A 25,088-nucleotide genomic window follows, 5' to 3' on the forward strand; every position below is an offset into this window, starting at 1 on the left:
GCGCCGTCGATGTGGGTTGTCCGTGGACCTTGTCGGTCTCCCGCTGGGTCACCAGTCGGAAGACAGGATTCCCTTTCTACCCGGCCATTCGTCGTCTATCGGCGGGAGATCTGAAGTTGGATGTGGGCGAAGAGAACCAGGGCGATCGGTAGGGGCGGATAGGTCTGCCTCGGCGTCAGCTGCCATCCGAGCGATCTGCTCGTCCGACAGTGCGTTGAACTCTTCGAGTCCGCGCGGCAACAACCGATCGAGCATCGCGGTGAACGAGTCATTGCTCGTCAGCTCGCGGACACTTGCTTGACCGGACAGGCACTCGACGATCGATGTTCTCGCGGCGGGGTCGGATGTGCGCGAGGCGAGGATCGCGAGCGACCTGCGTAGCTGCTCGGAGACGGCGCGGTCGTTGCCAGCGATGTCCAGCAGCGGTGTCGGCTCGCTCATCCGGCCTCCTGGTAGCTGTACGGCGATTGCGGAAGGGCGGGCAGTTCGACGAACTCGGCTCCGCCGAGCGTGCCGACGATCCCACTCATGAGCGCTTGAACCGTCGTCCAGGTTCTCGTCCACACATCGAGGACGGACCCCCAGGTATTGATGATGCGCGTGACCTGTAGTGCGGCCGCCCCGGCGGACGAGAGTGACGCGAATGCGCCCAAACCTGTCACGGCCAGCGCTTCGGCGGCCGCGATCTCGACGAGGGCGATGATCGCCATGTCACTGATCGCGGACAGCGCATCTCCGACCGCTTTGGATAGCTCGTACATGGCGAGGGCCAGTTGTTCCATTTGATCCGCGATGGATCTGAGTGGGCCTACCTGGTTGGTCAACGCGCGGTCGAAACCGTGAAAGTAGTTGCGGGCGTTGTCTGCCGCAGCGCCCTGCCAGAAGGCCATACTCTCGACGCCGTCACGCACCGCTCGTGAAAAGTCGTCGTTGTAGTTCGCGAGTGCACGAACGCTGTTGGCGGCCTTTGTAACCGCTGCCCAATCCCCGGCGAGCTTCTCGCCCGCCCAACCCCAGGGATCGAATCCTTGACGGTTGTGCAGAACTGTTGGACGTAGAACGATGGGCTCAGATAGGACAGGCCGAGCAAGTTCTCGAGTGCATCGGGTACAGGATCCGATCCGTCCGGCTCGACCAGCGAGTCGACTGGCTGATTGGCCATCATCGGCCACCGGGAACTGTGCGCTCGAGGGAGGTGGCCGTCGATCGATCGGTCGCGCGGTACATCTCCGCAGCTGAAGCGAGTTCCCGGGCCGAACCCTCTGCAAGTCGACCGAGGTGCACGTAGTTGGCGGCGAGTCGATCCCGTGTCTCGACGACGGCTCGAACCACCTCGGCGAATACCCCGCCAGTTGTCGCGGACAGCCCCAACCAGTGATCCACATAGGTGCCTGCGGTGCTGGTTTGCTCCGCGAGGCTTCGTAAAGTGCGCGCGAACGATTCAAGCTCCGCCGGTTCGACTTGCACGGCCCCCGTCATCCAATCCCCCCTTGCCCAGGATCGCCATTGAAGCACAAGTACCTTTTGGTCGTGCGCGTGCGGCGCTGGATTTGGGGTCGATGCCATACTCCACCGCGTGAATACGGGGAGGAAAGACATGCGGCTCGCCATCAGGTACAGGGATCTCGATCCTGATGACGCGACCTGGATCGACGACAAGATGGCCGACCAGATGTTCGTGCTGGCAGAGCCGGCACCAGCGGTGTGTGCGCGACATGGTGAGCCGGAGATCCGGCGTCGTTCCACCACGATTGCCTCGGAGCCGCCTAGTCCGATTTCGAATCTGCCCTGGTGGAAGCAGAATGCGATCTTCGCGCCCGAGGCGATCACCGCGTTCCGCGAGAATCCGCCCACGCTCTACTTCGTCACCATGGAGTGGCCGGTGTGTGTCCGATGCGCGCGAGTGGATCGGCGGTGGAACATTGCCCCCGTCATTGCGTTCCTGCTGTTCGTTGGCGTCGCGGCAGCGTGCTACCTCTCGTCGCAGGCATCGGAGCGCAGTGACGACGTCGTCGCGCTGACCTTCTTTGGTGCCTTCGCTCTGTTGTTCGCAGCCCTGAAGATTAGGAGCCTCGCGTCGATGTTCACCGGTGCAACGGTTCTCGACAACGGATCGGCGGTTTTAGTGCCGGGAGCGCATCCGGAGTTCGTGCGGCGCGTCGAGGAGATGGCCGGACAGTAATCGAGGTTCATTCGGAAGCCCTCGCTCGCCTGGTGATATCAGGAGAGGACCGCCCCCGGATTCAGGATCCCCAGCGGATCGAGCGCGCTCTTGATCCGCCGATTCAGCTCCATGACGTCCTCCCCGAGCTGACCGGGCAGCCAGTCTCGCTTGAGCCGCCCGACACCGTGTTCGCCGGAGATGGTGCCGCCCAGGGCGATTGCGAGATCCATGACGCGACTGAATGCGGTGCGGGCGCGGTCGGTCATGTCGGGGTCGGTGGGGTCGAAGACGATCAGCGGATGGGTGTTGCCGTCTCCGGCGTGCGCGACGGTGCAGATCAGGACGTCGCAGTCCTCGGCGATCGCTTCGACACCCGTGATGAGCGCCGGCAGTTGTTGCATCGGCACGCCGACGTCCTCGAGCAGCAGGCTGCCCATGGCCTGCACGGCGGGGAATACGGATCGTCGTGCGGCGGTGAAAGCTTCGCCTTCGGCGGGGTCGTCGGTCGCGAACACCTCGGTCGCGCCGTTCTTTTCGCACGCCGCGACGATGGTTTCGATCTCCTGTGCTCCGGCGGCGCCGGGGGCGTCGGACTGGGCGAGAAGTAACGCGCGGGCGTTGCGGTCCAGGCCCATGCGGACCGCGTCCTCGACGGCGTTGATGCTCGCGTGGTCCATGAACTCGAGCATCGCCGGACGGATCTCCCGCGTGATCGTCAGGACGGCGTCGGCCGCGGCCTCCACCGATTCGAACGACGCGACCACCGTCGAGGCCGGCGGCTGCGCCGGGATCAGCCGCAGCGTCAGTTCGGTGATGATGCCGAGCGTGCCCTCGCTACCGACGAACAGCTTGGTCAGCGACAGTCCGGCGACGTCCTTGAGTAGCGGGCCGCCCAACCGGACGGCGGTGCCGTCGGCGAGGACCACCTGCATGCCGAGCACGTAGTCGGTGGTCACGCCGTACTTGACGCAGCACAGCCCGCCGGCGTTGGTGGCGGCGTTGCCGCCGATCGAGCAGATCTCGTACGACGACGGATCCGGCGGATACCACAGCCCGTGTTCGGCAGCGGCCTTCTTGACCTCGGCGTTGAGCAGACCAGGCTGGGTGACGGCGACCCGGGTGACCGGGTCGACGGTGATCTCCCGCATCCGTTCGGTGCTCAGCACGATCCCGCCGTCGACCGCACTCGACCCGCCCGACAGCCCCGAGCCCGCGCCGCGGGGCACCACCCCGACTCGATGCTCGGACGCCCACCGCATCACCGCCTGCACGTCCTCGGTGCAGGTAGCGCGGATCACCGCCGCCGGGGTGCCGGCGTCCGGGTCGGCGGCCCAATCCTGGCGGTAGCTCGCGACGAGGTCGGGGTCGGTGAGCACAGCTCCGTCGGGCAACGCGCCGATCAATTCGTCCAGTGCAGCCGGGTCCACCGTCGTCATGCGTCCATCATCCCCCGGATGCCCGAATTTCGGACGGAGGCCGAACCGGGCCGATAGCCTCGGGGCAACAGACGTTGACGAAGGGGGAAGTAGTGGCGGACTTCGAGCGGGACCGGGATCTGCTGATCCGGCTGTGGCGGGCGTGGGCCAAGCGCGCCGGTGAACTGTCGGACGCGCAGTGGATGACCGAGACGCGGCTGCCCGGCTGGACGGTCCGCGACCTCTACGTTCATGTCACGCCCGACGTCCTGATCGCGATGCTCGCCGCGCCCGCATCCGACGACGACGCGAAGGTCACCAGCGCCGCCGAGATGCTCCGGATCTTCAATGCCGAGACGGTCGCCGCAGAATCGCTGCACGCGCAGCTCGCGGAGATGGTCCGCCAGGCAGCCACCGACATCGATCGGGAGACCCTCGTCGCGCGGTTCGACGGCGAGCTGCCCGAGGCGTTCGAGCGACTGACCGGACTGAGCCGCGAGACGGTGATTCCGCATCCGATGCTGGGGTCGGTGTCGCTCGGCGCCTTCCTCGACATGGCGATCCTCGAGGCCACCGTCCACCTGCTCGACGTGATCGACGCCGTCGGCGGTCCCGAACCGGAACAGGCGGCGCTCGAACGCGTCCGCGACGTCCTCGCTGCGGTGCCGGATCCGCTGGCGTTCGTCGAGGCGGCGTCGGGGCGGTCGAGCCGGACGGTCCTGCCGGTGATGCGGTGAGAACCTCTTGATGTCGAGGGCGGCACCTGCCCTTAGCTGAGGTCGGAAACCAGTTCCCGCAGGGCCGTTCGGGTTTCCTCGTCCGTGGAATAGACGATGGTGCCGACCATTCCGCGGGTCAGGAGGACCTTGTAAACGTTGCGGACGAGAGCGTCGAAGCGCAGGTCGCTGACTTTCGCGGTGTTTTTCATGTCGGGATCTCGGTTGGCGGAGCGGACGGTTGTGAACCGACCGTTTCGCCAGACGAGATCGGGTCCGAGAATGACACCGTTCCAGTCGTATTCGAACCCCTGTGCGGTGTACACGCAGCCGACCTGACCGAATCCGCCGTCCTCTGTCGCCCACAGCGGTGCGGGTGGAGCATCGCCGATTCTTCGGTCGCTCTTACTGTTCCACGGTCGAGCCCAAGTATCGATGGTGACGTCGGAAACGAGGCTGCCGTCGTCCTTGGCGTTACTCCACGGCCAGCAGTAGCCGGCTGTCATGCGCGCCGTGTAGCCGCGGTCGATCTGCTGAGAGAGCAGGTGTTCCATTTCCTCGGGAGTGTCGGCGACACGGAGGCGGAACTGTGGATCGCCCTTCCACGGATAAGGCTCGCCCTCGGTGAGGCTCAGGAGGTGTTTGACCCAGAGCACGTACTCTTCGCTGCCACCGCATCGGAACTGTTCGCCCAGATGCACGTGCTGGGTTTCGAGGCCCAGCGACGCGGCGTGCCGCTGGATCTGTTCGAGCGAGCCCATCTCGCCGGGTCGCACGATCTGGTGCTCGTCGAGAAGGAGCACGGGGACACGAGCGGCCGCGATCAGTTCGTCGATCTGCGGCCGGTCGGTGCGAAGCTCGGCCCGGGTGTAGCGGTCGACGGACGTATCCCGGATACGGTGCGCCTCGTCGAGGATAAGCACGTCCAAGCCGTTCTTCTCGGCGGCCATGAACTGATTGAAGTATTTGAACATCTTCTGCACACGAGGCGCTCGATGCCCGGCGACCTTGCGGAGAGTCTGGGTGAAGGATCTCGAGCCGGTGGCATGTAGAACAGTTCGGCCGCGTCGGGCGAGTTCGCCGACCAACGAAAGTGCGATGACGCTCTTGCCGCTGCCCGGGCCGCCCGTGACGACGATGACGCGTTTGTTGTCCGCGGATCGGGCATGCTCGACCGCGTGCAGCACCAGATCGACCGCAAGCTGTTGGTTACCGAGAAGATGAAACTGCGGGCGGTCCCGGACCTCGGCTGCGGCCACTTTGAGGAGCTGCTGTGACGGGGCGACAGCACTGCGGATGAGAGTGTCGCCCGGCGAATGGCCCGTCGCCGAAGGGCCCAAGCGGCTGCGTAGGAAGGAGAGCATCTCGCCGCGGTCGGCGCCAGTGAACAGACGCCCGGTCACCCCCATCGGATAGGAACGCAGATCCGCGACCTCCGCATTATCGGTTGCGTTGTGCAGGTACGCCATTCCGGCGAGGGCATCGGGCTGGTCGGCGATGGCTCTCGCGAAGTCGGCAAGGTAGTCGCAGTACCCCTTCACCTGCGCGACGGGATGCAGCTTCGGTCCGCCCGGCATCCCGGGCACCTCGACGAGTTCCGGGTTGCCCTCGTACCGGTAGGCGGCAGACCATTGTTTGAGTTCGACCACCACGTAAGACGGGGCGCCCGTGCTGGGGTGCGTGCCCGCGAGCACGACGTCGGCGCGCTGGGAGGTGAGCGGCAGATGGTACTCGACCAGCATCTCGACTTCGCCGAGACCCGCATCGACCAGGTCGCGGGCGAGTACGGGCAGGCTTCGGCTCCACGACTTCTGCTCCGCCGGGCTGGCCCGCCGGCCAGTCTTGAACAACATCTGTTCCAGCAGCTGCTCCGCAAGCGAATCGGGACGGGCAATGTCAGCAATACGGTTTGCCGACATACGAAGCAGAGTCACAGTGGGGTCCCCCGGGCAGCACGAATCCAGTCGTGCGGGTGGGGGCATGTCCGTGGCTGTGAATCACAGCGGAAGTCCGTCGGGCCGCGCCAGAAAGGATATCCGACACGGTTCTATCGAGGGGTGGCCGAGGGGGCTTCTCCGGACGGCGGCGGACAGCGGCAAATTGGTTGCGGAAGTCACGCACACCCCTCCACCCTCGGTGCCTTCGGGCGGCGGCACGGCGTGTCGCACCTGTCTACGCTGCTCTTGTTTGTCCGGCTAGCGTGACGTTATGAGAACGGTCGGCATCTATCTGGCGGCGGAGCCCACGAAAACCGCTGTCGCGACGGTGGATTGGGCAGGGGAGTCGGCTCGGGTGGTCGATCTGCGGCTCGGCGCCGTCGACGATCATGTGGTGGAGGCGGTGCGCGGCGCCGACAAGTGCGGGATCGACGCGCCGTTCGGGTGGCCGGACGCCTTTGTCGACTTCGTCGTCGCGAACCGTTCCCGGCGACCGCAGCGCGAGCTCGAGCTGGGTAGCCGTGCCGGGCGCCTGCCGCTGGTCCGGCGGCGCACCGATCGCGTCATCCACGAGTCGACCGGAATCGTGCCGCTGAGTGTCTCGGCGGATCTGATTGCGCATGTCGCGCTGCGGTGCGCGGGGCTGTTGGCGCGACTGGAGGTGGCCGGTGTCGACGTGGATCGCGTCGACGGCACCGTGGTCGAGGTGTATCCGGCGGCGGCGCTGCAGCGCTGGGGGTTGCCGTTCCGGGGCTACAAGGGCTCCGGAAACCGCTCGAATCTCGTGAACCTGGTCGCAGGATTCGCGACAGCGATCGCGGCATTGGACTTCAGGGACTTCCGCGAGTCGTGTGAGTCGTCGGACGACGCGTTCGACGCGGTTGTGGCGGCCGTCATCGCGCGGGCGGCAGCCCTCGGGCGGACGCGGCTGCCCGACACTGCGGATGAGGACGTAGCGAGGCGAGAGGGCTGGATTCACCTGCCCGATGTGGGGCTCGGAACGCTCCTGTGAGGCTCTGAGCTGCGCCGGTCTATCGCGATGACGATGTTCGAACCGGCATGGAACCGAACCGGCCGGTCTTGCGTCTGATTAGGTGGAGCGGTCTGGAACGAGGGGAGGAGTGCCGGATGCGGGTTGCTGCCGTGGTCGGGTTTATCGGCGCTGGGCTGCTACTGGCCGGGTGTGGCTCGGGGGACGTGAGTGGTGAGGCTGCTCCGGAGGGGAGCACGGCGGGGGAGCCAGTGTTCAGTCCGTGTGACGACATTCCGGACGAGGCCCTCCGCTCAGCCGGTGTGGATCCGGCGACGGCATCACGCGACATTATGGGTGTCGAACAGCCTGGATGGAAGATTTGCAAGTGGAGGGGGAACGGTCCATTCTTGACCGTTTTCGCCACGACCTACACCCTCGATGACGTTCGAGCGAACCAGAAGAACACCGAATTCACGCCAGTTGACCTAGGCGGGCGAGATGCGTTCCAGTACCGAGAGGTGACTGATCGGGAACGTAAGTCGTGTGACGTCGCGGTTGCGTCTGGTCAAGGTGCTGTCTTGGTGTCGATCTCTGACCTCGGGGGTGGGCCGCGAGTGGAGGACCCATGTGCTCTCGCGGCCCAGACCACCCGTGTCCTCGCGCCATACATTCCGGTGTAGAGGGATCAGGAGGGGGCAGGATGGAGGGAACGGCTGACATGGAAGGGCCATTGAGCTGGGGGAAGTTGGCTGACTATGCCGCGAGCGGCGAGCTTTTCGTCGATCGAGATGTAGCTAAGCAGTGTGCCATGCGATGTGACGAGATGGCCGACAAATTGAGGTGGATCCGGTCCGATGCAGAGAGCCTCACGAAGGTCCTTGGATTTGGCGATCGGCTTCCGTCGGGTGTCGCTCTGACCGCCAAATTCGAGCGCAAAGCATCTGGTGGCGAGTACTCGCTCGATCAAGCCATTGCAGATCACATTTCGACGGTCGAGCAGATGCGCGACGTCTTCCTCGAGATCGAAGCCCGCTACGCCGCAGCTGAGGAAGCGAACACCGCAGCCACGACAGCCGTCGGGTCGCGGATCAACTGAGACTTCCGGGTCCGCGTCATGCAGGGGGTGACGCGGACCCGGATCCTGCATTGGGTCGCCTGAACGACACGCACGACAAGTGGGGGATGTGACATGGATTTGCCAAGTTTCGTCGGGGCCGCGGCTTCGAAGATTGCTCAGGGCGCGGTGGAGGTGGGTCGCGGGGCCGTCGAGTTCGCCCGCGACCCGGCGAACACCATCGTCGAGGTTGTCACCGGCACCGACTACAACGAGCGTGACCGTGTCCGCGACGAGCAGGCCGCCGGCAACGCCGAGCGTGACCAGATCTACCGAGACCAGAGCCCGCTGTACAGCCAGGTGGGCAACGACTTCGACGACCCGGTCCTCGCCTCCCCAGAAGCGTTCGAAGCCATGTCGCACCAGGAGATCAAGGCGGCCGTCGACGCCATGAACGGGCAGGCGCTCCGTGCCAGCGCAGAAGGCTGGAAGAAGATCGGCGAGTCGCTCGAGCAGTCCCTCAACGACTTTCGCGACTTCATGTCGTCGACGATCAAAGACGACACCTGGAAGGGGATCGCCGCGGACAAGGCGACCGAAGCGACCTCGAACTACGCGCAGGACTCGGCGCGACTCGCCGCCGCCGGCAAGCTCGTCGGCAGCAAGATCGGGGAAGCCGCCACCGCGATCGACCAGGTGAAAGCCACCCTGCCGCCCGTCGGCGAACGCTCGATCGTCGGGACCCTCATCGACCGGGCCCTGCCATCGGTCGGGTTGCTCAAGAGCCTGCTCCACGAGCAGGACGAGGCCCACCAAGAAGCCGTCCAGATCATGCGGACCGTCTACACCCCGGTGATGCAGCAGGCCGACACCAAGGTCCCGAAACTGCCTGCGCCGCCGCAGGTCGTCAACGCCCCCCCGGTGGTCAACCCCGCCACGACAGGTGCTCCTACAGGAGGCGCACCGAACGGCTACACGCCCTTCCACGCGCCGAACTCCGGATCGCCCGCACCGAACAGCGGGCTGCCGGGCGGCGCGCCAGGCGCCGGAAACAACCCCGGCGCAGACACGTTCGGCCCCGGAACCTTCATCGCTCCCGAAACAGGCGTCGGACCGAACGCCCTCGGTGGACCGAACGCAGGCGCCGACCCGAACGTTGTTGATGCGCAGACGAACCCGGCGTCGGCGTGGACGGTCCCGGCCGGAATGACCGCCGTCGACGGTTCGCGCCTCGGGCAGTCCGGCATCGGCCCGCTCGGCTCGGGTGGAGCCGGCTACAACTCGGGCACGCACGGACCGGGCGCCGGATACACGGGAACCTCGGGAGGCTCGGCCGGCGGCGGCCTCACCCCCGGTGGAGTCGGCAGCGGCAGTCTCGGTGGCGGGCTCGGCAGCCGCGGGGGACTGAGCGGCGGGGGCGGCACGTCGCTGTCGGCCGCGTCGGGACCGGGTGCCGGAGCCGGTGGGGTTTCGGCGGGATCCGGCCGACCCGGCGCACCCGGCGGCTCGGGCATGATGCCCGGAGCGGGAGCCCGCGGCCGCGGCGAGGACGACGACGAACACAAGACGCCCGGCTACCTCGTCAACGTCGACAACGGCAACGAACTCATCGGCAAACTGCCGCTCGCGGCGCCGCCCGTCATCGGAAGCTGAACGGGGCCTACGCCTTCACCGGCCCCGCCCGCAGCACGTCGTCGAACCGCTCCCGCACCTCCGCGATGTGCTTATCGAGGTCGTCGACCGTCCAGCCCTCGGTGCTGATCGGCTCGAGCACGTCGACGTAGACGGTGCCGGGATGGGCGACGAACGAGTTGCGCCACATCAGGTCCCCGGCGTTGTGGATGACGATCGGCACGATCGGCACCTGCGCCTGCATCGCCATGTGGAATCCGCCCTTCTTGAACCGCCCCAACCGGGGTGTGGGGGAGCGGGTTCCCTCCGGGGCGATCGCGATCGATGTTCCGCTCTTCAGCTTCTCGATCGCCGGCGCCAATGCCGCCCGGGCCTGCGCACTGTCCGACCGGTCCACGTACGCCACGTCCAGCAGCGCCCCGACGGCCGCGAACCGCGGATCGTGCGCCGCCTCCTTCTTCGCGACACCGGTCACATCGCGTCGAATCACCTTGCCCACCACCAGCATGTCCAGCGAACTCTGGTGGTTGAACATGAACACCGCCGGACGGTCGCTCCACGCGTTGTCCTCGCCGGTGATCTGCACGTCGATCCCGCAGATCGTCAACGCCAGATCGGGGCCGAACGACCCCACCATGTTGGCCGCCGTCCTCCGATTCCCCGACAGCACACCGGCCGTCACGGCCGCACCCGTCGTGGCGATCAGCGCACTCAACGCCGCCCCGGTCCGCGCGGTCGCGATCGGTGTCGCCCCGCGCTCGGGCTTGCGCAGATTCACCGACAGCCAACCCTCGTCGTGCGCGATCTGCGCCAGCCGCCGATCCGGATTGAGCGCCACCGGGCGACCGACCGACTCCAGCATCGGCACATCCTCGACACCATTGGAATACGCGAACGCCTCCGACAGCGGAACATCCACCTCATCGGCGAACGCCCGCAGCGCCTTCGCCTTCGCCGGGCCCCACAGCGCCGGTCCGGTCAGCTCGCCGGTCAGCAGCCCGTCGACCACCTTCGGCCGGCTGCACAGGATGTCGTCGATGCCGAGATCATCGGCCACGTACTGCGCCTGATACGTCGTCGCCGAGGTCGCCATCACGATCCGATGCCCGGCGCGGCGGTGCGCGTCGAGCAGCCGGCGCACGTCCGGGTAGATCATCGACGCGACCTCCTGGCGGAACAGTCGCTGACTCCACTCCCACAACTCGTCCTCGCTCCGGCCGGCCAGCCCGGTGACCGCGATCTCCATCAACCGTCCGACGTCGGCGCCCCGGAACTGGGTGTCGAACGCGGCCCCGGTGGTGCGCAACAGCTCGGCGAGGCTGATATCGAAGCGGCGCAGCCGATCCCGGTACACGACGGTTGCGGTGTATCCGGTGATGAGGGTGCCGTCCAGGTCGAACGCGGCCAGCGTCGTCGGGCCCGGCGGGGCGGCGGCGATCGCGGCGTGCAGATCCCTCAATCGGTTCATCGGCCCGGCCCCGTGGTCCCCTTCGGCGGCTCGGCGACCGAGTCGGGGCCCTTCACCTCGTCGAGCTTGGCGTGCGCCAGGCTGCGGATCTTCCGCACGCGCCGGACCAGCGTCCGGATCTCGTCGGCGAACTCGCGGCGTCGATCGAGAACCGACAGGTCGTCGGACTCGACAAGATCGCGGTTGCGCGCCAATCGCAGTGCGGTGCTGAACAGTTCCGACGAGATCGACTCGCTGCTGGCGACCTGCTGCCGCAGCCGCCGTTGCTGGGCCAGCGCGAGGCACTCCGAGACGAAGGTCTTCTCGTCGAAATCCCTGCCCGCCGGGACGTCGAGCAGGTGATCGGCCATCACCTCGTACGCCTCCAGGTACGGTTGGAACACGCGGTGCGCGAAGTAGGGGCGGACCTGGACCAGGATCTTCTGCACGTCCTCCGGATTGCTCAGATCCTCCTCCCACGTCGGGTCGACCAGGCTCAGCTCGGCACGCAACTCCCCGCGGAAGGTGTTCTTGTCGCTGAAGAAGAACTCGAACTTGAGCAGATCCCGGATGCGCAGCGCCTCCCGCCAACCGTCGCTGAGCGGGTCGGCGAACTTCTCGTCGATCGCCGCCACCATCACCATCTCGGCGATCGCGCGGACCAACAGGAAATGAATCATGTTGTTGCGGTAGAACGCTGCCACCAGGCCCTGATCCTTGGCCAGGTAGTAGACGCGCTCGTTGCCCTCGTCGAACCTGCGCAACACCCCGGCGTCGACGTGGGTGAGCAGGGCCTTGCGAATCACCTGGGGGTTCGTCAGGTCCACGTCCCCGGCGGTCGGCAGCTTACGCGCCGTGATGTAGTCGACCATCGGCCCGAGGATGAAGCTGAGTTCGGGCACCGTGAGCGCGCGGTCCTCGATCCCGAGGAACGCGAGCATCACGAGCGACGACGCCGTGATCGGTGTGACCTCGTTGATGCGGTGGCTGACCTCGATGCCGGTTTTCTGGATCGCCAGCCGCAGATCGTCCTCCTGCGTCAGTGAATTCCGCAGAGACAGAGGACGTCCGACCGAGACGTGCGCGACGCCGCGGCGCTGCCCCTGCGCCCGGACGTATCCGACGAGCCACCGGAGGCTCTCCTTGCGCTTCGGCGCGCCGTGGGCCTCGGCGGCCATCGCGTTGACCTCGTACAGCTGGTCGTACACCAGCGAGACCGGAACGAGGTAGACGTCGGAGGCGTCGCTCTCCTGGAACGCCTGCGCGAGATAGGTCAGCAGCCCGTACCGCGGCGGGCGCAGCTTGCCGGTGCGCGACCGCCCGCCTTCGATGTACCACTCGAGGTTGAACCGCTTGTTCAGCAGGAACCGCATGTATTCGCGCAGCGTCCACTTGTAGATCTCGTCGCTGCCGAACTTGCGGCGGATGAACACCATGCCGGACCGTTTGCTGATCGGGCCGATCGGCCAGAAGTCGACGTTGATCCCGCCCATCACGTGGTTGAGCGGTAGGTCGTTCGCGAGCAGAGCCGGACGCAGGACCAACGGATCGAGATAGGACCGGTGACTGGGCAGGAACACGAGCGAGTGCTCACGGTTGAGTTCGCGCAACTCCTCGAAGCGGGTGGTGTCCACGTCGAGCCGGTAGGCGCGGGAGAAATAGCGGCCCAGCTGATCCCACAGCGCGATCGCCCGCCGGCTCTGCGCGGCCACCATCTCGTCGAGGTCGGCGCGGGCCCGCCGCTCGACGTCGGCCACGGTCAGGTTGAGCTGGGCGGCGAGCTTCCTGACCCCGGCCGTGAACCGGCCGGTGTCGGTGATCTCCTCGACCACGAACCGCGACACCTTGTACTGGGTGCCCAACAGCCGGCGTTCGGCCCGTTCCAGGGTCAGCGCGGCCTGGCGGCGGATGAAGTCGGGAAGCGACCCGCCGCCCCGCTCCGCCAAGCGGTCCCGCAACTCGTTGAGCGTCGCCCCGTCGCCCTCGATGACCCGGCACCGGATGGGATCGTCCCGCAACACCCGGCGTTGCGCATTGGCCCCGAGGTGCAGCGGATCACGCGCCGACAGGGCGTCACGCAGCTGATGGCCCCGATGGCCGTTGCCGGTGTCGGGCATCCACACCACCCGCACCGGCGTCAGCTCGGGATCGTCGTCGCGCTGCGACAGCGAGGTCAGCCCCTGATCGGTGGTCGCGACCGTGACGGTGCGCTCCCCGGATTCGGCCTCGCGCCGCTTCAGCCACGTCCGCAGCACCCGGTCCTCGGTGTCGGTCATCGGCTCGGTGAGATAGATCTGTGTGTGGTGGTCCGCATCGGTCATCGCTGGACTCCTTCCGAACCTGCCGTCCCGTCCTGGGCGCCGCCGAGCGCCACCACCTCGTCGAGCCCCTCCTGCAGGCAGCGCATGAACAGCGCCGGCTCGGTGACCGCTGCGGTGTCGAGGTTGACGCCGATGCAGCACGTCCCCACATGCGAGACCATCGTCGCCATCACCGCGCACCCGGGCGCCGGCGCGAACGGGAACACCCGCTCGATCCGCGCGCCGGCCAGGTACACCGGGACGGGGACACCGGCCACGTTCGACGCCTGCAGGTCCAGGCCCTTCGACTGGGTCAGATACCACTCGGCCAGCAGCCGTGTCGGCAGCCGCACCAGCAGCGGCGACGCCGCCTCGACGATGTCGACCGCCGGCTCCTCGCGCAGCGCCAGGACGATCGCCCGCACCTTCCGGACGCGGATCGCCGGATTCGCCTCGGTGGCCGGGCCGGCGAACCGCACCGCGGCGAACCGGTTGCCGCCCGTCTTGTCCGACGGCGCCCGCATGTTGATCGGCATGCCCATCGGGACCTTGTCGATCGGCACACCCATCTGCTCGTGGTACCGCCGATACCCGCCGAGCAGCGCGGCGACGTACGCGTCGTTGACCGACCCGCCGGCGGCGTGCGCCGCGATCCGCAGCTCGTGCAGGCCCACCTCGAGCACTCCGAACCAGCGGCCGAGGCCGCGGTTTCGGAGCAGGGGAGACCCGGTCGCCGGGGGCGGCTGGATCACCCGGCGCAGTGAGTTCGCGTAGTCGAGGACCTCGCCGGTCGCCTCCAGCGGCCGCCGGACCACGTCGAGCGCCAACCGCACCGACCCCGACACCAAGCCCGCGATCCGGTTCGGGGTCCGCCGCGCCTCGGTGATCACCTCGCGGCCTAGCGCCGAGAGGTCGTTCAGGTGCTCGGGCGGTGCGGGCTCGCGATCGGGCTTGTCGGGGGTCGGCTCGGGGCGGCGGCTGTGTAGCAGCGTCATCAACTGGATGCCGCCCATCCCGTCGGCCATGCTGTGGTGCGTCTTGACCACGTACACCGCGCGGCCGTCGTCGAGGCCCTCGATGAGCATCGCCATCCACGGCGGGCGGGCCTTGTCGAACGGCTCGGTGGCCAGGTGACGGCACAGGCGCAGCGCGTGATCGAGATCGGCCGGCTCAGGCAGGCGCACCCGCCGCAGGTGGTAGTCCAGATCGAACTCGGGGTCCACCGACCAGATCGGGTTGCCCAGGCCGAACGCCGGTTCCACCGCGCGCATCCGGATGCGGGGCACGATGTGCGACGCCCACTCGTGGGCGCGCACCAGCCGATCCCAGTCGGGAGCCTGATCGAGGACGTCGACGGCGACGATCGGCGTGCGCAGCTCCGGCCGGACCTCCTCCATCCGCCACATGCCGGTCTCGAAGTCCGACATGGTCCGGCTCAGGCCCCACCCGACCGCGGACAGGTCGACATCCACTGCGCTCGGAGGGATGAAGGGTTGCCCGTCGGTCATACGCACGCTCCTCGGATCCGCGGTGACGAGATCGCTCTGGGGTGTTGCCTCAAGTGTGGACCCGTACGCGTGGACGCGTCACAGAATTCAGCGCTTCACGGGTTCGGACGTTGCGGACAACTCGTGTCGCGCGCGGTGCGGCCGGGTCTCGGATACCGTCTGAGGGACTTCGATCCTTGCCCCGGCGAAAGGACGTGGTCATTCCCCTCTACCAGTTCCGGTGCGATCGGTGCGGTGCCTTCGACCGCACGTACTCGATGGCGACCGTCCCCGACACCGTCGACTGCCCCGAGTGCGCGTCCGAGTCGCGGCGACAGATCACCGCACCGCGCCTCGGCCACGGTTCGTCGACGCCGATGCGCCTGCTCGACGCGACCGCGCGGTCGGCGAGCGAGCCGGCGGTCGTGACCGGCACCCGGCCGGGCGCGCCGCGCACCGCCCAGACGGTCACCACCAACCCGCTGCACCGAAAGTTGCCCCGCCCCTGAGTAAATCGCCCCGCCCGTGAAAGTGAGGAGCCCCGCATGCCCGAGTTGCTGTTCCCGTTGGATTCCCGCAAGAAGTTCACCGAGCAGGAGAAGATCGGCCACAACCGGTGGCACCCCGACATCCCGGCCGCGGTGACCGTCAAGCCCGGCGACTCGTTCCGGGTGCACTGCCGCGAATGGTTCGACGGCGCGATCCACAACGACGACTCGGCCGACGACATCCTGAACGCGCCGCTCACGACCGTGCACACCCTGTCCGGGCCGTTCGCGGTCGAGGGCGCCCGGCCCGGCGACCTGCTGATCGTCGACATCCTCGACATCGGGCCGATCCCGCAGGAGGACTCCGGCCCGCTCGCCGGCCAGGGCTGGGGCTACACCGGCATCTTCCCGCGCGACAACGGCGGCGGATTCCTCACCGAACAGTTCCCCGACGCGTACAAGGCGGTCTGGGACTTCTCCGGGCAGACCGCGACGTCGCGGCACGTGCCGCACGTGAAGTTCACCGGCATCGTGCATCCGGGACTGATGGGGACGGCGCCCTCGCACGCGCTGCTCGGCAGGTGGAACACCCGCGAGGCCGCGCTGATCGCGACCGACCCCGATCGCGTCCCGCCGCTCGCGCTGCCGCCGGAACCACGCGACGCGATCCTCGGCACGCTCGCCGGCGCCGACTTCGACCGCGTTGCCGCAGAGGCCGCGCGCACCGCGCCGCCGCGGGAGAACGGCGGCAACCAGGACATCAAGAACCTCACCAAGGGCAGTCGCGTCTTCTACCCGGTGTTCGTCGACGGCGCGAACCTGTCGGTGGGCGACCTGCACTTCTCCCAGGGCGACGGCGAGATCACCTTCTGCGGCGCCATCGAGATGGGCGGATTCATCGACCTGCGCGTCGACCTGATCAAGGGCGGCATGGAGACCTACGGCGTTGCCGAGAACGCGATCTTCATGCCCGGCAACACCGATCCGCAGTACTCGGAGTGGCTCGCCTTCTCGGGAACCTCGGTGACCCTCGACGGCGAACAGCGCTACCTGGACTCGCATCTCGCGTACCAGCGCGCGTGCCTGCACGCGATCGAGTACCTCACGAAGTTCGGCTACAGCCCGGAGCAGGCGTACCTGCTGCTCGGCGCCGCGCCGATCGAGGGTCGACTGTCCGGCGTCGTGGACATCCCGAACTCGTGCGCGACGGTGTACCTGCCGACCGCGATCTTCGACTTCCCGCTCGCACCGTCCGCGGCAGGCCCCGTGCAGATCGATCCGGGCATCGGGGCGCCGCACTCGGCGCGCTGATCGGGCGACCTTCTCGGCTGGGCGGCACCGACTGATCGTTTCCTCCGCGCGGAGGTGCGAGGCCCTCGGTGCCGTCCGCCGCGCGCGCGGATATTAGCAGCGCAGTGCAGCTTTCTGTCGTCTTCCGAATGGACTCGAGTCGAATTGTTTTGTCGCAGGTTTCCTGGGATCGGACATTAAGCGAACGCCAGGTTTCGTTATCTAATCGTGATGATCAAACAGTAACGCGCCCATGTTTCGTCGCGTTAGCGTCGATCCCAATCGCTCAACGCAATCGAAGCGTTACGCGATGCCACCACCATCAACATCCTTGTCGCCCGGAACGTGATGTCCGTCAGAACGAGGTAAGGGCCGTCGGGGAGAAAGGGGCGCGGAGTCGTGAGCGCTTCGTCGAGCTGCATCGAGGACTACGTGGCGGCTATGTTCGCCTACGAATTCATGGACGGTGGGGTCGACTACGACTCGCTCGACCGCATTCACAGCGGTGACGTGGGCGAGTGGGTGTCGGCCGTCGCCGGCTCGGGACTCTTCACGAACTCACAGGTCGAGCGCATCGATGCCGCGTGGCATCGCGACCCCAGGTCGCTGCTCGCCACCCTGCTGTCCGAGGCCGACGAGATGACGGTCAAGCGTTGCGAGATGACGTGGGCGGCACTCGACCGGACCGAGCCGCTCGAGCGCGTCGAGGTTGCGGTCGGCGGTTACAGCAACGTGGTCGCGTCGGCGTCCACCACGATCGCCTGATCATCGGTCAAACATCTGTAGGGAACCCCGGCGCCGCGGCAGGCCTCGATCATTCGGGCCGATTCGTCGCCGGGGTTCGCCATGTCCGGCCCCGGATCGCGCATGTCCGCGTCGGTAGTCGGGCAGTGCGGCACGATCGCGAAGTCGACCAGACCGAGTCCGTCCCATCGTGGCCGGATCCCACACACCGGTGTCACTTCCCCCGGGTCGTCGGCGCTGTCGATGCCGACCAGCGACGGCGCCATGACGCACGCGCCGGCGCTGTAGCCGGCGTACGCCAACTCGTCCGTGCCGAGCAACCGGCGCAGCACCTCGTCGCCGCCGCAGCGGGCCAGCTGCGCTCGCAGCACGAACGTGTTGCCTCCCCGCACCCACACCGAACGGAACCCCGACAGCGCGTCGGTCAACCGGTCGGGACGGCCGACGAAGTTGCGCAGGTCCACCTCCGTCGGTGAGAACCCGAGCCGACGCAGCGGCACCACGTCGCTGACCACTGCCGACTCCCGGGCCCGGGGCGGCCACGCGTCCGCGGCGTTCGCGATCACCGAAATCGGGCCGGGTCCACCGACCAGATCCACGAATCGGTCGACGTGCGCGCCGAAGCGGTACGACGCCAGGAAGAGTCGCACGTGCGGTCAGATGGTGTACGCGAGGTTGTCGACGATTCGGCGTCCCACTTCGGTGTCCCCGCCGAGCTCGAACTCCGCTTCGTGCTCGGCCGCCGTCGTGCGCCCGCAGGCCAGCCGCGTGAACAGGCGAGAGTCCATCGCGATGGTCGACGTGGCCGGTCCGGATAGCTGCGGGACCACCGCGGCTCGGCCGTCCACCTCGACGTGGAGGGTGCGGGCCAGCGGGCCGGACAGCTCGAAGGTCACCCGGGCGCCGTCGGGCGCGTGCCCGAGCTTGCCGACGATGAAACCGAGTGCGCCCTCGATCTCCGCGAACGCGAGGTTTCCACGACTGCCGCCCTCGTCGCCGGCGGGGGCGTCGAGCGCATCGCGGATGTCGTGCTCGTGGATCCAGCAGTCGAACAGGCGGATGCGCATGAAGCGGCCGTACGTCGCCGGTCCGGCCGGGGTGACGGCGGTGGCGTCGAAGTCTGCCTGGGTCATCGCCGTGAGCACCTCGAGTCGGGTGGAGGTGATCTCGCGGAACATCGTGAGTGTCTGCTGCCCGGTGTGGGCTCGCAGACCCTCGACCCAGCGCTCGTTGAAGGCGCCGATCTCGTTGCGCACGTGGAGGAGTCCGTGGACGTCGATCGCGGTCTTCGGCGGTTTGAGGCCCGACAGCATCGACTCGGTCCCGATGATGTGCGAGACGATGTCGCGCACGGTCCAGCCGGGCAGCGCCGTCGGCGTGAGCCACGCATCGCCCTCGACGGTGGACAGCACGTCGTCGAGCGCCGCCCACTGCTCGGACAGGGCGTCGACCAGCATGCCCTGGGGGAACTCGCTCATGAATCGCTCTCCGTTTCCGCTACCGGGAGGTCGACGACCTCGCCTCGGTCGATGCTCTGCCAATCACGGCCTCGCACATACGGTTCGAGTGCCGTCCCGATCGCTTCCGCGTCCGCCGGTCCCTTGACCCGCTGGATCTCGTACACGCGGGGAAACTCGAGCATCTCGGTCACCAGGTTCCACAACCGCACCGCCGACTCGCCTTCCGGCGGGTCGACCAGCACCGGACCGAAGAAGGCCGTGCCGGCGACGAACAGCGTGGGGACGCCGAACCCGCCCGCCGCGACCACACGGTCGTGGTCCGCGCGGACGTCGTCGTGGGTGGTGGGGTCCGCGAGTGCGGCGTCGAGCAGCGCGGGGTCGAGGCCGAGGCGCTCGAGCAACCCGCGGGCGACGTCCGGGTCGTGCGGTTTGCCGCCGTCGACGTGCAACAGGTGACCGGTCGCGAAGTACCAGCGGTCCAGCAGATCCATGCTCTCGCGGCGCAGCAGCGCGCCGATCCGCATCAGCGACCACCCGTACGACCACTCGCGCTCCCACGGGTGCTTCTGGTCGTCGCGCCGGTTGATCTCCTCGAGGCTGAAGAATCGCCACGCGATGTCGATGGACGTCTCGGCCCGCACGTGCCGGATCCACCGCGACGCGTGGAACGCGAACGGACACATCGGGTCGAAATGGAAATCGACCGACGTGATCGGCTCGGCGCTCGCGTCCGTGGTCACCTTGTCACTCTATGACCGATCGTGCTCCGGAGCGACGACTCGGCGCGGAAACGTCGCGGCGAGTCGGATTCCGAGCGATTCGGTCGAAACCACCCCGAATCGTGCCGGCGAGGTGGACCATCGACGCAGACCGATCGTGCGAATCGCCGTTCACATGAGGAGCCGCTGTGTTTCCCGGAAACTTCGTCGCGTCCACACCCGACAAGCCCGCGGTCATCCGACCCGCCACGGGCGAGCAGCTCACCTATCGGCAGCTGGACGACCGCTCACTCCGGCTGGCCCGCTACCTGCACTCGGTGGGACTGCGACCTGGCGACCACGTGGCCGTCGTCGCCGGCAACGACCTGCGGGTGCTGGAGGTGTACTGGGCGGCGCTGCGATCCGGCCTTTACATCACGGCCGTCAACTGGCATCTCACTCCGGCCGAGGCTGCGTACGTCGTCGACGACTGCGAGGCGTCCGTGCTCGTCGTGTCTGCGGATGCGGCCGGTGCGCTCCCGGTCGCACGCGACGAACTCCCGAAGGTGCGTCACCGGCTGGTGTTCGGTGGAGCGGTCGACGGATACGACGACTACGACGCCGCGCTCGCGGCACAGTCGGGTGATCCGCTCGAGTCCCAGCCCCGCGGGCAGGACATGCTGTACTCGTCGGGCACCACCGGCCGGCCCAAGGGGATCAAACCGCGACTCCCGGAGGGGCAGGTCCAGGAGACCGTGGACCCCTACACCGCGGTCTTCGCGCCGATGTACGGCTTCGATGCCGGCACCGTCTACCTGTGCCCGGCACCGCTGTATCACGCTGCGCCGCTTCGCTTCTGCGGCACGATCAACTCGGTCGGCGGAACGGTGATCGTGATGGACCGGTTCGAACCGGCCGAGGCGCTCGAGCTGATCCAGCGCTACCGGGTCACCCACAGTCAGTGGGTGCCCACGATGTTCGTGCGAATGCTCAAGCTGCCCACGGAGGTTCGCGACCGCTACGACGTGTCGAGCATGCGGGTGGCCATCCACGCTGCGGCCCCGTGCCCGGTCGAGGTCAAGCGCGCGATGATCGACTGGTGGGGGCCGGTGATCCACGAGTACTACGCCTCGACCGAGGGCTCGGGGGCGACGTTCATCGACAGCCCGCAGGCGCTGGCGCATCCCGGTTCGGTCGGCCGTGACGGCGTACTCGGGGTGGTCCGCATCTGCGACGAGGCGGGGCGCGAACGGCCGATCGGCGAGATCGGCACCGTGTACTGGGAGCGGGACGAGGTGCCGTTCGAGTATCACAACGATCCGGTCAAGACTGCGGCCGCGCAGCATCCCGATCACCCGACCTGGACGACGAGCGGCGACATCGGCTACATCGACGGCGACCGCTTCCTCTATCTCACCGATCGGGCGGCGTTCACGATCATCTCCGGCGGCGTCAACATCTATCCCCAGGAATCGGAGAACGTCCTCACGGTGCATCCCAAGGTGTACGACGTCGCGGTCATCGGGATTCCGCACGACGAGATGGGGGAGGAGGTCAAGGCCGTCGTCCAGCTGGTGGACGGTGTGACGGGGAACGCCGACGTGGAACGGGAACTGCTCGACTACGTCCGGGACCGGGTCGCCCACTACAAGGCGCCGCGGTCGATCGACTTCGTCGACGAACTTCCGCGCACCCCCACCGGCAAGTTGGTCAAGCACGCGCTGCGTGCGCGTTACGTCGTCGCGTGATGATCAGTCGGACTTCTCGAGCTCCAGCAGGAACTCCCGCAGCACCGCCGCCTGGCTGTGCTCGACGTCCTTGGTGGCGGTCAGCAGGACCAGCGGGCGGTCCTGCGCGAGCGTCAGTACACGTTCGACAGCGCTGCGACCGTCCGGAGATTCCAACTCAGCGAGATAGCGGGAGCGAAACTCGGCGAATTCTGCTACGTCGTGGCTGTACCACTTACGCAATTCGGTCGACGGCGCGAGATCCTTCGCCCAGTCGTCGTAGTGGAACGAATCCTTGCGCAATCCGCGCGGCCACAGCCTGTCGACGAAGACCCGGAAACCCGGTTCTGCGCTCGGATGGTCGTACACGCGTTCGATTTCGATGGCCTTCGCGGGCATCTCCCGCCTCCTTGTCTTGGGCCGATCGCGGCGCCAGGTTACTTCTATGTGAAATCGTGACCTACCTCACAAAAATTGCCTCGCGAGGTGGTATACCTCTGTTCGGATTCGATTCAGACAGCTTCCACGACTTGCGTCTGTTCCCTTGCTCACGGTAGTTCTGGCTACCATCGTGGACCACTTGCATCGGCCGGGTCATCGTCCGTCGATCGCTCGATAGTTGCCGCCCGTCGCGGCAGGCACTTCATCTACCGCAGGAAGTCGAGACATTGGATACATCGAAGAGCGTGGCACAGGTGCGCCCGTCGGTCGGTGTCGTTCGGGAAACGAGCGACGGCGAGCGACGGGTGGCTCTGGTGCCCAAGGTCGTGGCGTCACTGGCCGCCAAGGGGGTCGACGTCGTCGTCGAGCCCGGTGCCGGGCTGGGTGCGTTGATTCCGGACGAGCTGTACAAGGAGGCCGGTGCCACGATCGGCGACGCCTGGGCGGCCGATGCGGTCGTCAAGGTCGCGCCGCCGTCGGACGACGAGGTCGCCAAGCTCCGCTCGGGGCAGACGTTGATCGGCTTCCTGGCGCCGCGCAACGCCGACAACCAGATCGGTGCCCTCACCGCCGCAGGAGTGAGCGCGTTCGCCGTCGAGGCGATCCCGCGTATCTCGCGTGCCCAGGTGATGGACGCGCTGTCGTCGCAGGCGAACGTCGCCGGCTACAAGGCCGTCCTGGTGGCCGCGTCGGAGTCCACGCGCTTCTTCCCGATGCTGACCACCGCGGCCGGCACCGTGAAGCCCGCGACCGTGCTCGTGCTCGGTGTGGGTGTCGCCGGCCTGCAGGCCCTGGCCACGGCCAAGCGCCTCGGTGGCCGCACCACCGGCTACGACGTCCGTCCGGAGGTGGCCGACCAGGTCCGCTCGGTCGGCGCCCAGTGGCTCGACCTCGGCATCGACGCCGCCGGTGAGGGCGGTTACGCCCGCGAGCTGACCGACGCCGAGCGCGCCCAGCAGCAGCAGGCCCTCGAGAACGCCATCAAGGGCTTCGACATCGTCATCACCACCGCGCTGGTGCCGGGCCGTCCCGCGCCGCGTCTGGTGACCGCCGCCGCCGTGGAGGGCATGAAGCCCGGCAGCGTGATCGTCGACCTCGCCGGTGAGACCGGTGGCAACTGCGAGCTCACCGAACCCGGTCAGACCGCCGTCAAGCACGGCGTGACGATCTGCAGCCCGCTGAACCTGCCGGCCACCATGCCCGAGCACGCGTCCGAGCTGTACTCCAAGAACGTCGCTGCCCTGCTCGAGTTGATGCTCGACGAGAACGGTGCCCTGGCCCCGGACTTCTCCGACGAGATCCTCGACGGCGCGTGCGTGACCCGCTCGAAGGAGAACTCCTGATGTACACCGAACTGTTGGCGAACATCGCGATCCTGGTCCTGGCCGGGTTCGTGGGCTTCGCCGTGATCTCCAAGGTGCCGAACACGCTGCACACGCCGCTGATGTCGGGCACCAACGCCATCCACGGCATCGTGGTGCTCGGCGCGCTGGTCGTCCTCGGGCACCTGCCCGGCGACGCGCCGTGGTCGATCAAGGTCATTCTGTTCGTCGCGCTGGTGTTCGGCACCCTGAACGTCGTCGGTGGTTTCGTGGTCACCGACCGCATGCTCGCGATGTTCAAGCCTAAGAAGGACGCCCCCAAGGCTGTCGAGAAGAAGGGGGCTGACGCCTGATGAGTTACCTCGTCACGATCCTCTACATCGTCGCGTTCGCGATGTTCATCTACGGTCTGTCGGGTCTGACCGGCCCGAAGACCGCGGTGCGCGGTAACTACATCGCCGCCGTCGGCATGTTCGTCGCCGTCGTCGCCGTGCTGATCGATGTCCGCGACACCGACAACTGGCTGTTGATCATCGGCGGTCTCGCCGTCGGCATCATCCTCGGCGTCCCGCCGGCGCTGCGCACCAAGATGACCGCGATGCCGCAGCTGGTTGCACTGTTCAACGGTGTCGGCGGCGGCACCGTCGCGCTCATCGCGTGGGCGGAGTTCCTGAACTCGGACGGCTTCACCGCCGTCGACGCGGTCCCCTCGGCACCGTTCATCGTCGGCTCGCTGTTCGCGGCGATCATCGGTTCGGTCTCGTTCTGGGGCTCGCTGGTGGCGTTCGCGAAGCTGCAGGAGCTGCTGAACAAGAACTTCGAGAAGAAGGTCGTCGCCTCGGCCAAGCTGTTCCAGTTCGCGAACATGATCCTCGCCGTCGTGTCGGTCGGCCTGGCCGTCTACATCGGTCTCGGCGCCGACGGCGACCCGCAGTCGCCGTGGCTGATCGTCGGCCTCCTCATCGCCGCCGGTGTCATGGGTCTGTTCGTCGTGCTGCCGATCGGCGGCGCCGACATGCCCGTCGTCATCTCGCTGCTCAACGCGCTCACCGGTCTGTCGGCCGCGGCCGCGGGTCTGGCGCTCAACAACCAGGCGATGATCGTCGCAGGCATGATCGTCGGCGCGTCGGGCTCGATCCTGACCAACCTGATGGCCAAGGCCATGAACCGCTCGATCCCCGCGATCATCTTCGGCTCGTTCGGCGGCGGCGACGCCGGCGGCGCGGGCGCCAGCGCAGCGGGTGGCACCGTCAAGGCCACGTCGGCGTCGGATGCGGCGATCCAGATGGCGTACGCCAACCAGGTCATCGTCGTCCCCGGCTACGGTCTCGCCGTCGCGCAGGCCCAGCACGCGGTCAAGGAGATGGCGGCCCTGCTCGAGGAGAAGGGCGTCGAGGTCAAGTACGCGATCCACCCGGTCGCCGGCCGCATGCCCGGCCACATGAACGTCCTGCTCGCCGAGGCCGACGTCGCGTACGACGCGATGAAGGAGATGGACGACATCAACGGCGAGTTCTCGCGCACCGATGTCACCGTCGTCATCGGCGCCAACGACGTCACCAACCCGGCCGCCCGTGAGGACTCGAGCTCGCCGATCTACGGCATGCCGATCCTCAACGTCGATCAGTCCAAGTCGGTCATCGTGCTCAAGCGCTCGATGTCGTCGGGCTACGCCGGCATCGACAACCCGCTGTTCACCGCGGACCAGACCTCGATGCTGTTCGGCGACGCCAAGAAGATGGTTTCCGAGGTCACCGAGGAGCTCAAGGCCCTGTAGGCCCCCCGGCGCATCC

The 25,088-nt window shown here is 67.4% G+C and carries 25 protein-coding genes; 13 read left to right on the plus strand and 12 right to left on the minus strand.

Annotated elements, in window-relative coordinates:
- Positions 1 to 48: 48 nt before the first annotated feature.
- From ACQ5DX_RS06385 to ACQ5DX_RS06395, 3 genes are all read right to left on the minus strand, one after another.
- Complete coding sequence (locus ACQ5DX_RS06385; protein ID WP_430331831.1) at positions 49 to 441, minus strand: hypothetical protein; 393 nt, start codon at positions 439 to 441, stop codon at positions 49 to 51.
- Complete coding sequence (locus tag ACQ5DX_RS06390; RefSeq protein WP_430331832.1) at positions 438 to 911, minus strand: hypothetical protein; 474 nt, start codon at positions 909 to 911, stop codon at positions 438 to 440. Before ACQ5DX_RS06390 ends, ACQ5DX_RS06385 begins: the two co-directional genes overlap by 4 nt.
- A gap of 250 nt (positions 912 to 1,161) precedes the next feature.
- Positions 1,162 to 1,611, minus strand: a complete 450-nt coding sequence (locus ACQ5DX_RS06395) for a type VII secretion target (RefSeq protein WP_430331833.1) — start codon at positions 1,609 to 1,611, stop codon at positions 1,162 to 1,164.
- On the opposite strand from ACQ5DX_RS06395, the gene ACQ5DX_RS06400 reads away from it, so the two are divergent.
- Entirely contained in the window at positions 1,598 to 2,182 is a 585-nt protein-coding gene (locus ACQ5DX_RS06400; RefSeq protein ID WP_430331834.1) for a hypothetical protein, read from the plus strand. The two genes, ACQ5DX_RS06395 and ACQ5DX_RS06400, sit on opposite strands and share 14 nt — an antisense overlap.
- Positions 2,183 to 2,220: 38 nt before the next feature.
- On the opposite strand, the gene ACQ5DX_RS06405 is transcribed toward ACQ5DX_RS06400, so the two are convergent.
- A complete protein-coding gene (locus tag ACQ5DX_RS06405) occupies positions 2,221 to 3,600 on the minus strand; it encodes an FAD-binding oxidoreductase (protein ID WP_430331835.1) in 1,380 nt (459 codons plus the stop codon).
- 92 nt (positions 3,601 to 3,692) lie between these two features.
- Between ACQ5DX_RS06405 and ACQ5DX_RS06410 the strand changes: the two genes are divergently transcribed.
- Entirely contained in the window at positions 3,693 to 4,316 is a 624-nt protein-coding gene (locus ACQ5DX_RS06410) for a maleylpyruvate isomerase N-terminal domain-containing protein (RefSeq protein ID WP_430331836.1), read from the plus strand.
- 32 nt (positions 4,317 to 4,348) lie between these two features.
- Here ACQ5DX_RS06410 and ACQ5DX_RS06415 read toward each other — a convergent pair whose 3' ends face one another.
- A complete protein-coding gene (locus ACQ5DX_RS06415) occupies positions 4,349 to 6,229 on the minus strand; it encodes a DNA/RNA helicase domain-containing protein (protein ID WP_430331837.1) in 1,881 nt (626 codons plus the stop codon).
- A gap of 274 nt (positions 6,230 to 6,503) precedes the next feature.
- Between ACQ5DX_RS06415 and ACQ5DX_RS06420 the strand changes: the two genes are divergently transcribed.
- The 4 genes from ACQ5DX_RS06420 to ACQ5DX_RS06435 all read left to right on the plus strand — a co-directional run bounded on the left by ACQ5DX_RS06420 (position 6,504) and on the right by ACQ5DX_RS06435 (position 9,912).
- Positions 6,504 to 7,244, plus strand: coding sequence for a DUF429 domain-containing protein (locus ACQ5DX_RS06420; RefSeq protein ID WP_430331838.1), 741 nt, complete (start codon positions 6,504 to 6,506; stop codon positions 7,242 to 7,244).
- Positions 7,245 to 7,360: 116 nt separating this feature from the next.
- A complete protein-coding gene (locus ACQ5DX_RS06425; protein ID WP_430331839.1) occupies positions 7,361 to 7,885 on the plus strand; it encodes a DUF3558 domain-containing protein in 525 nt (174 codons plus the stop codon).
- Between the two features lie 20 nt (positions 7,886 to 7,905).
- Positions 7,906 to 8,301, plus strand: a complete 396-nt coding sequence (locus ACQ5DX_RS06430; protein WP_430331840.1) for a hypothetical protein — start codon at positions 7,906 to 7,908, stop codon at positions 8,299 to 8,301.
- A 93-nt stretch (positions 8,302 to 8,394) separates the two neighbouring features.
- Positions 8,395 to 9,912 carry a hypothetical protein gene (locus ACQ5DX_RS06435; RefSeq protein WP_430331841.1) on the plus strand — a complete coding sequence of 506 codons (1,518 nt, stop codon included), beginning with the start codon at positions 8,395 to 8,397 and terminating at the stop codon, positions 9,910 to 9,912.
- A 7-nt stretch (positions 9,913 to 9,919) separates the two neighbouring features.
- Here the strand turns inward: ACQ5DX_RS06435 and ACQ5DX_RS06440 are convergent, their stop codons facing one another.
- Genes ACQ5DX_RS06440 through ACQ5DX_RS06450 form a run of 3 tightly spaced genes read right to left on the minus strand, consistent with a single transcriptional unit; the run spans position 9,920 to position 15,146 of the window.
- A complete protein-coding gene (locus ACQ5DX_RS06440; protein WP_430331842.1) occupies positions 9,920 to 11,359 on the minus strand; it encodes an HAD-IB family hydrolase in 1,440 nt (479 codons plus the stop codon).
- Positions 11,356 to 13,659: a glycerol-3-phosphate 1-O-acyltransferase gene (locus tag ACQ5DX_RS06445; protein WP_430331843.1), complete on the minus strand. Its 2,304-nt coding sequence runs from the start codon at positions 13,657 to 13,659 to the stop codon at positions 11,356 to 11,358. The genes ACQ5DX_RS06440 and ACQ5DX_RS06445 overlap by 4 nt, the downstream gene beginning before the upstream one ends.
- The gene (locus ACQ5DX_RS06450) at positions 13,656 to 15,146 is read right to left on the minus strand and encodes a wax ester/triacylglycerol synthase domain-containing protein (RefSeq protein WP_430331844.1); all 1,491 of its coding nucleotides are present in this window, start codon (positions 15,144 to 15,146) and stop codon (positions 13,656 to 13,658) included. The genes ACQ5DX_RS06445 and ACQ5DX_RS06450 overlap by 4 nt, the downstream gene beginning before the upstream one ends.
- A gap of 176 nt (positions 15,147 to 15,322) precedes the next feature.
- Between ACQ5DX_RS06450 and ACQ5DX_RS06455 the strand changes: the two genes are divergently transcribed.
- From ACQ5DX_RS06455 to ACQ5DX_RS06465, 3 genes are all read left to right on the plus strand, one after another.
- Positions 15,323 to 15,634 (plus strand): FmdB family zinc ribbon protein, encoded by a 312-nt coding sequence (locus tag ACQ5DX_RS06455; protein WP_430331845.1) that lies wholly within the window; start codon positions 15,323 to 15,325, stop codon positions 15,632 to 15,634.
- 36 nt (positions 15,635 to 15,670) lie between these two features.
- The gene (fmdA, locus tag ACQ5DX_RS06460; RefSeq protein WP_430331846.1) at positions 15,671 to 16,924 is read left to right on the plus strand and encodes a formamidase; all 1,254 of its coding nucleotides are present in this window, start codon (positions 15,671 to 15,673) and stop codon (positions 16,922 to 16,924) included.
- Between the two features lie 378 nt (positions 16,925 to 17,302).
- Positions 17,303 to 17,668 (plus strand): hypothetical protein, encoded by a 366-nt coding sequence (locus ACQ5DX_RS06465; RefSeq protein WP_430331847.1) that lies wholly within the window; start codon positions 17,303 to 17,305, stop codon positions 17,666 to 17,668.
- Here ACQ5DX_RS06465 and ACQ5DX_RS06470 read toward each other — a convergent pair.
- From ACQ5DX_RS06470 to ACQ5DX_RS06480, 3 genes are read right to left on the minus strand one after another with little or no spacing between them, the layout of a single operon-like run.
- Complete coding sequence (locus ACQ5DX_RS06470) at positions 17,626 to 18,297, minus strand: Type 1 glutamine amidotransferase-like domain-containing protein (RefSeq protein ID WP_430331848.1); 672 nt, start codon at positions 18,295 to 18,297, stop codon at positions 17,626 to 17,628. The two genes, ACQ5DX_RS06465 and ACQ5DX_RS06470, sit on opposite strands and share 43 nt — an antisense overlap.
- A gap of 6 nt (positions 18,298 to 18,303) precedes the next feature.
- Positions 18,304 to 19,125: a maleylpyruvate isomerase family mycothiol-dependent enzyme gene (locus ACQ5DX_RS06475; protein ID WP_430331849.1), complete on the minus strand. Its 822-nt coding sequence runs from the start codon at positions 19,123 to 19,125 to the stop codon at positions 18,304 to 18,306.
- Positions 19,122 to 19,820, minus strand: coding sequence for a DsbA family protein (locus ACQ5DX_RS06480; protein ID WP_430335561.1), 699 nt, complete (start codon positions 19,818 to 19,820; stop codon positions 19,122 to 19,124). Before ACQ5DX_RS06480 ends, ACQ5DX_RS06475 begins: the two co-directional genes overlap by 4 nt.
- Positions 19,821 to 20,014: 194 nt before the next feature.
- On the opposite strand from ACQ5DX_RS06480, the gene ACQ5DX_RS06485 reads away from it, so the two are divergent.
- A complete protein-coding gene (locus ACQ5DX_RS06485; RefSeq protein ID WP_430331850.1) occupies positions 20,015 to 21,553 on the plus strand; it encodes an AMP-binding protein in 1,539 nt (512 codons plus the stop codon).
- A 3-nt stretch (positions 21,554 to 21,556) separates the two neighbouring features.
- On the opposite strand, the gene ACQ5DX_RS06490 is transcribed toward ACQ5DX_RS06485, so the two are convergent.
- Positions 21,557 to 21,931, minus strand: a complete 375-nt coding sequence (locus ACQ5DX_RS06490) for a DUF488 domain-containing protein (RefSeq protein ID WP_430331851.1) — start codon at positions 21,929 to 21,931, stop codon at positions 21,557 to 21,559.
- A 296-nt stretch (positions 21,932 to 22,227) separates the two neighbouring features.
- Here ACQ5DX_RS06490 and ACQ5DX_RS06495 point away from each other — a divergent pair, with 296 nt between their 5' ends.
- The 3 genes from ACQ5DX_RS06495 to ACQ5DX_RS06505 are packed head-to-tail and all read left to right on the plus strand — an operon-like array spanning position 22,228 to position 25,072.
- Positions 22,228 to 23,316, plus strand: coding sequence for a Re/Si-specific NAD(P)(+) transhydrogenase subunit alpha (locus tag ACQ5DX_RS06495; protein ID WP_430335562.1), 1,089 nt, complete (start codon positions 22,228 to 22,230; stop codon positions 23,314 to 23,316).
- Complete coding sequence (locus ACQ5DX_RS06500; protein WP_430331852.1) at positions 23,316 to 23,648, plus strand: NAD(P) transhydrogenase subunit alpha; 333 nt, start codon at positions 23,316 to 23,318, stop codon at positions 23,646 to 23,648. The genes ACQ5DX_RS06495 and ACQ5DX_RS06500 overlap by 1 nt, the downstream gene beginning before the upstream one ends.
- Positions 23,648 to 25,072, plus strand: a complete 1,425-nt coding sequence (locus ACQ5DX_RS06505; RefSeq protein WP_430331853.1) for an NAD(P)(+) transhydrogenase (Re/Si-specific) subunit beta — start codon at positions 23,648 to 23,650, stop codon at positions 25,070 to 25,072. Before ACQ5DX_RS06500 ends, ACQ5DX_RS06505 begins: the two co-directional genes overlap by 1 nt.
- Positions 25,073 to 25,088 lie beyond the last annotated feature (16 nt).

The organism is Rhodococcus sp. ACT016 (assembly GCF_050477185.1).
Taxonomy (GTDB): Bacteria; Actinomycetota; Actinomycetes; order Mycobacteriales; family Mycobacteriaceae; genus Prescottella.

What these genes read in the sequence shown, in the direction of transcription:
- ACQ5DX_RS06385 (WP_430331831.1), bottom strand. Translation starts at nt 441, where the DNA reads ATGAGCGAGCCGACACCGCTGCTGGACATCGCTGGCAACGACCGCGCC.
- ACQ5DX_RS06400 (WP_430331834.1), top strand. Translation starts at nt 1,598, where the DNA reads ATGCGGCTCGCCATCAGGTACAGGGATCTCGATCCTGATGACGCGACC.
- ACQ5DX_RS06395 (WP_430331833.1), bottom strand. Translation starts at nt 1,611, where the DNA reads ATGGCGAGCCGCATGTCTTTCCTCCCCGTATTCACGCGGTGGAGTATG.
- ACQ5DX_RS06405 (WP_430331835.1), bottom strand. Translation starts at nt 3,600, where the DNA reads ATGACGACGGTGGACCCGGCTGCACTGGACGAATTGATCGGCGCGTTG.
- ACQ5DX_RS06420 (WP_430331838.1), top strand. Translation starts at nt 6,504, where the DNA reads ATGAGAACGGTCGGCATCTATCTGGCGGCGGAGCCCACGAAAACCGCT.
- ACQ5DX_RS06425 (WP_430331839.1), top strand. Translation starts at nt 7,361, where the DNA reads ATGCGGGTTGCTGCCGTGGTCGGGTTTATCGGCGCTGGGCTGCTACTG.
- ACQ5DX_RS06430 (WP_430331840.1), top strand. Translation starts at nt 7,906, where the DNA reads ATGGAGGGAACGGCTGACATGGAAGGGCCATTGAGCTGGGGGAAGTTG.
- ACQ5DX_RS06435 (WP_430331841.1), top strand. Translation starts at nt 8,395, where the DNA reads ATGGATTTGCCAAGTTTCGTCGGGGCCGCGGCTTCGAAGATTGCTCAG.
- ACQ5DX_RS06440 (WP_430331842.1), bottom strand. Translation starts at nt 11,359, where the DNA reads ATGAACCGATTGAGGGATCTGCACGCCGCGATCGCCGCCGCCCCGCCG.
- ACQ5DX_RS06445 (WP_430331843.1), bottom strand. Translation starts at nt 13,659, where the DNA reads ATGACCGATGCGGACCACCACACACAGATCTATCTCACCGAGCCGATG.
- ACQ5DX_RS06450 (WP_430331844.1), bottom strand. Translation starts at nt 15,146, where the DNA reads ATGACCGACGGGCAACCCTTCATCCCTCCGAGCGCAGTGGATGTCGAC.
- fmdA (WP_430331846.1), top strand. Translation starts at nt 15,671, where the DNA reads ATGCCCGAGTTGCTGTTCCCGTTGGATTCCCGCAAGAAGTTCACCGAG.
- ACQ5DX_RS06475 (WP_430331849.1), bottom strand. Translation starts at nt 19,125, where the DNA reads ATGAGCGAGTTCCCCCAGGGCATGCTGGTCGACGCCCTGTCCGAGCAG.
- ACQ5DX_RS06490 (WP_430331851.1), bottom strand. Translation starts at nt 21,931, where the DNA reads ATGCCCGCGAAGGCCATCGAAATCGAACGCGTGTACGACCATCCGAGC.
- ACQ5DX_RS06500 (WP_430331852.1), top strand. Translation starts at nt 23,316, where the DNA reads ATGTACACCGAACTGTTGGCGAACATCGCGATCCTGGTCCTGGCCGGG.
- ACQ5DX_RS06505 (WP_430331853.1), top strand. Translation starts at nt 23,648, where the DNA reads ATGAGTTACCTCGTCACGATCCTCTACATCGTCGCGTTCGCGATGTTC.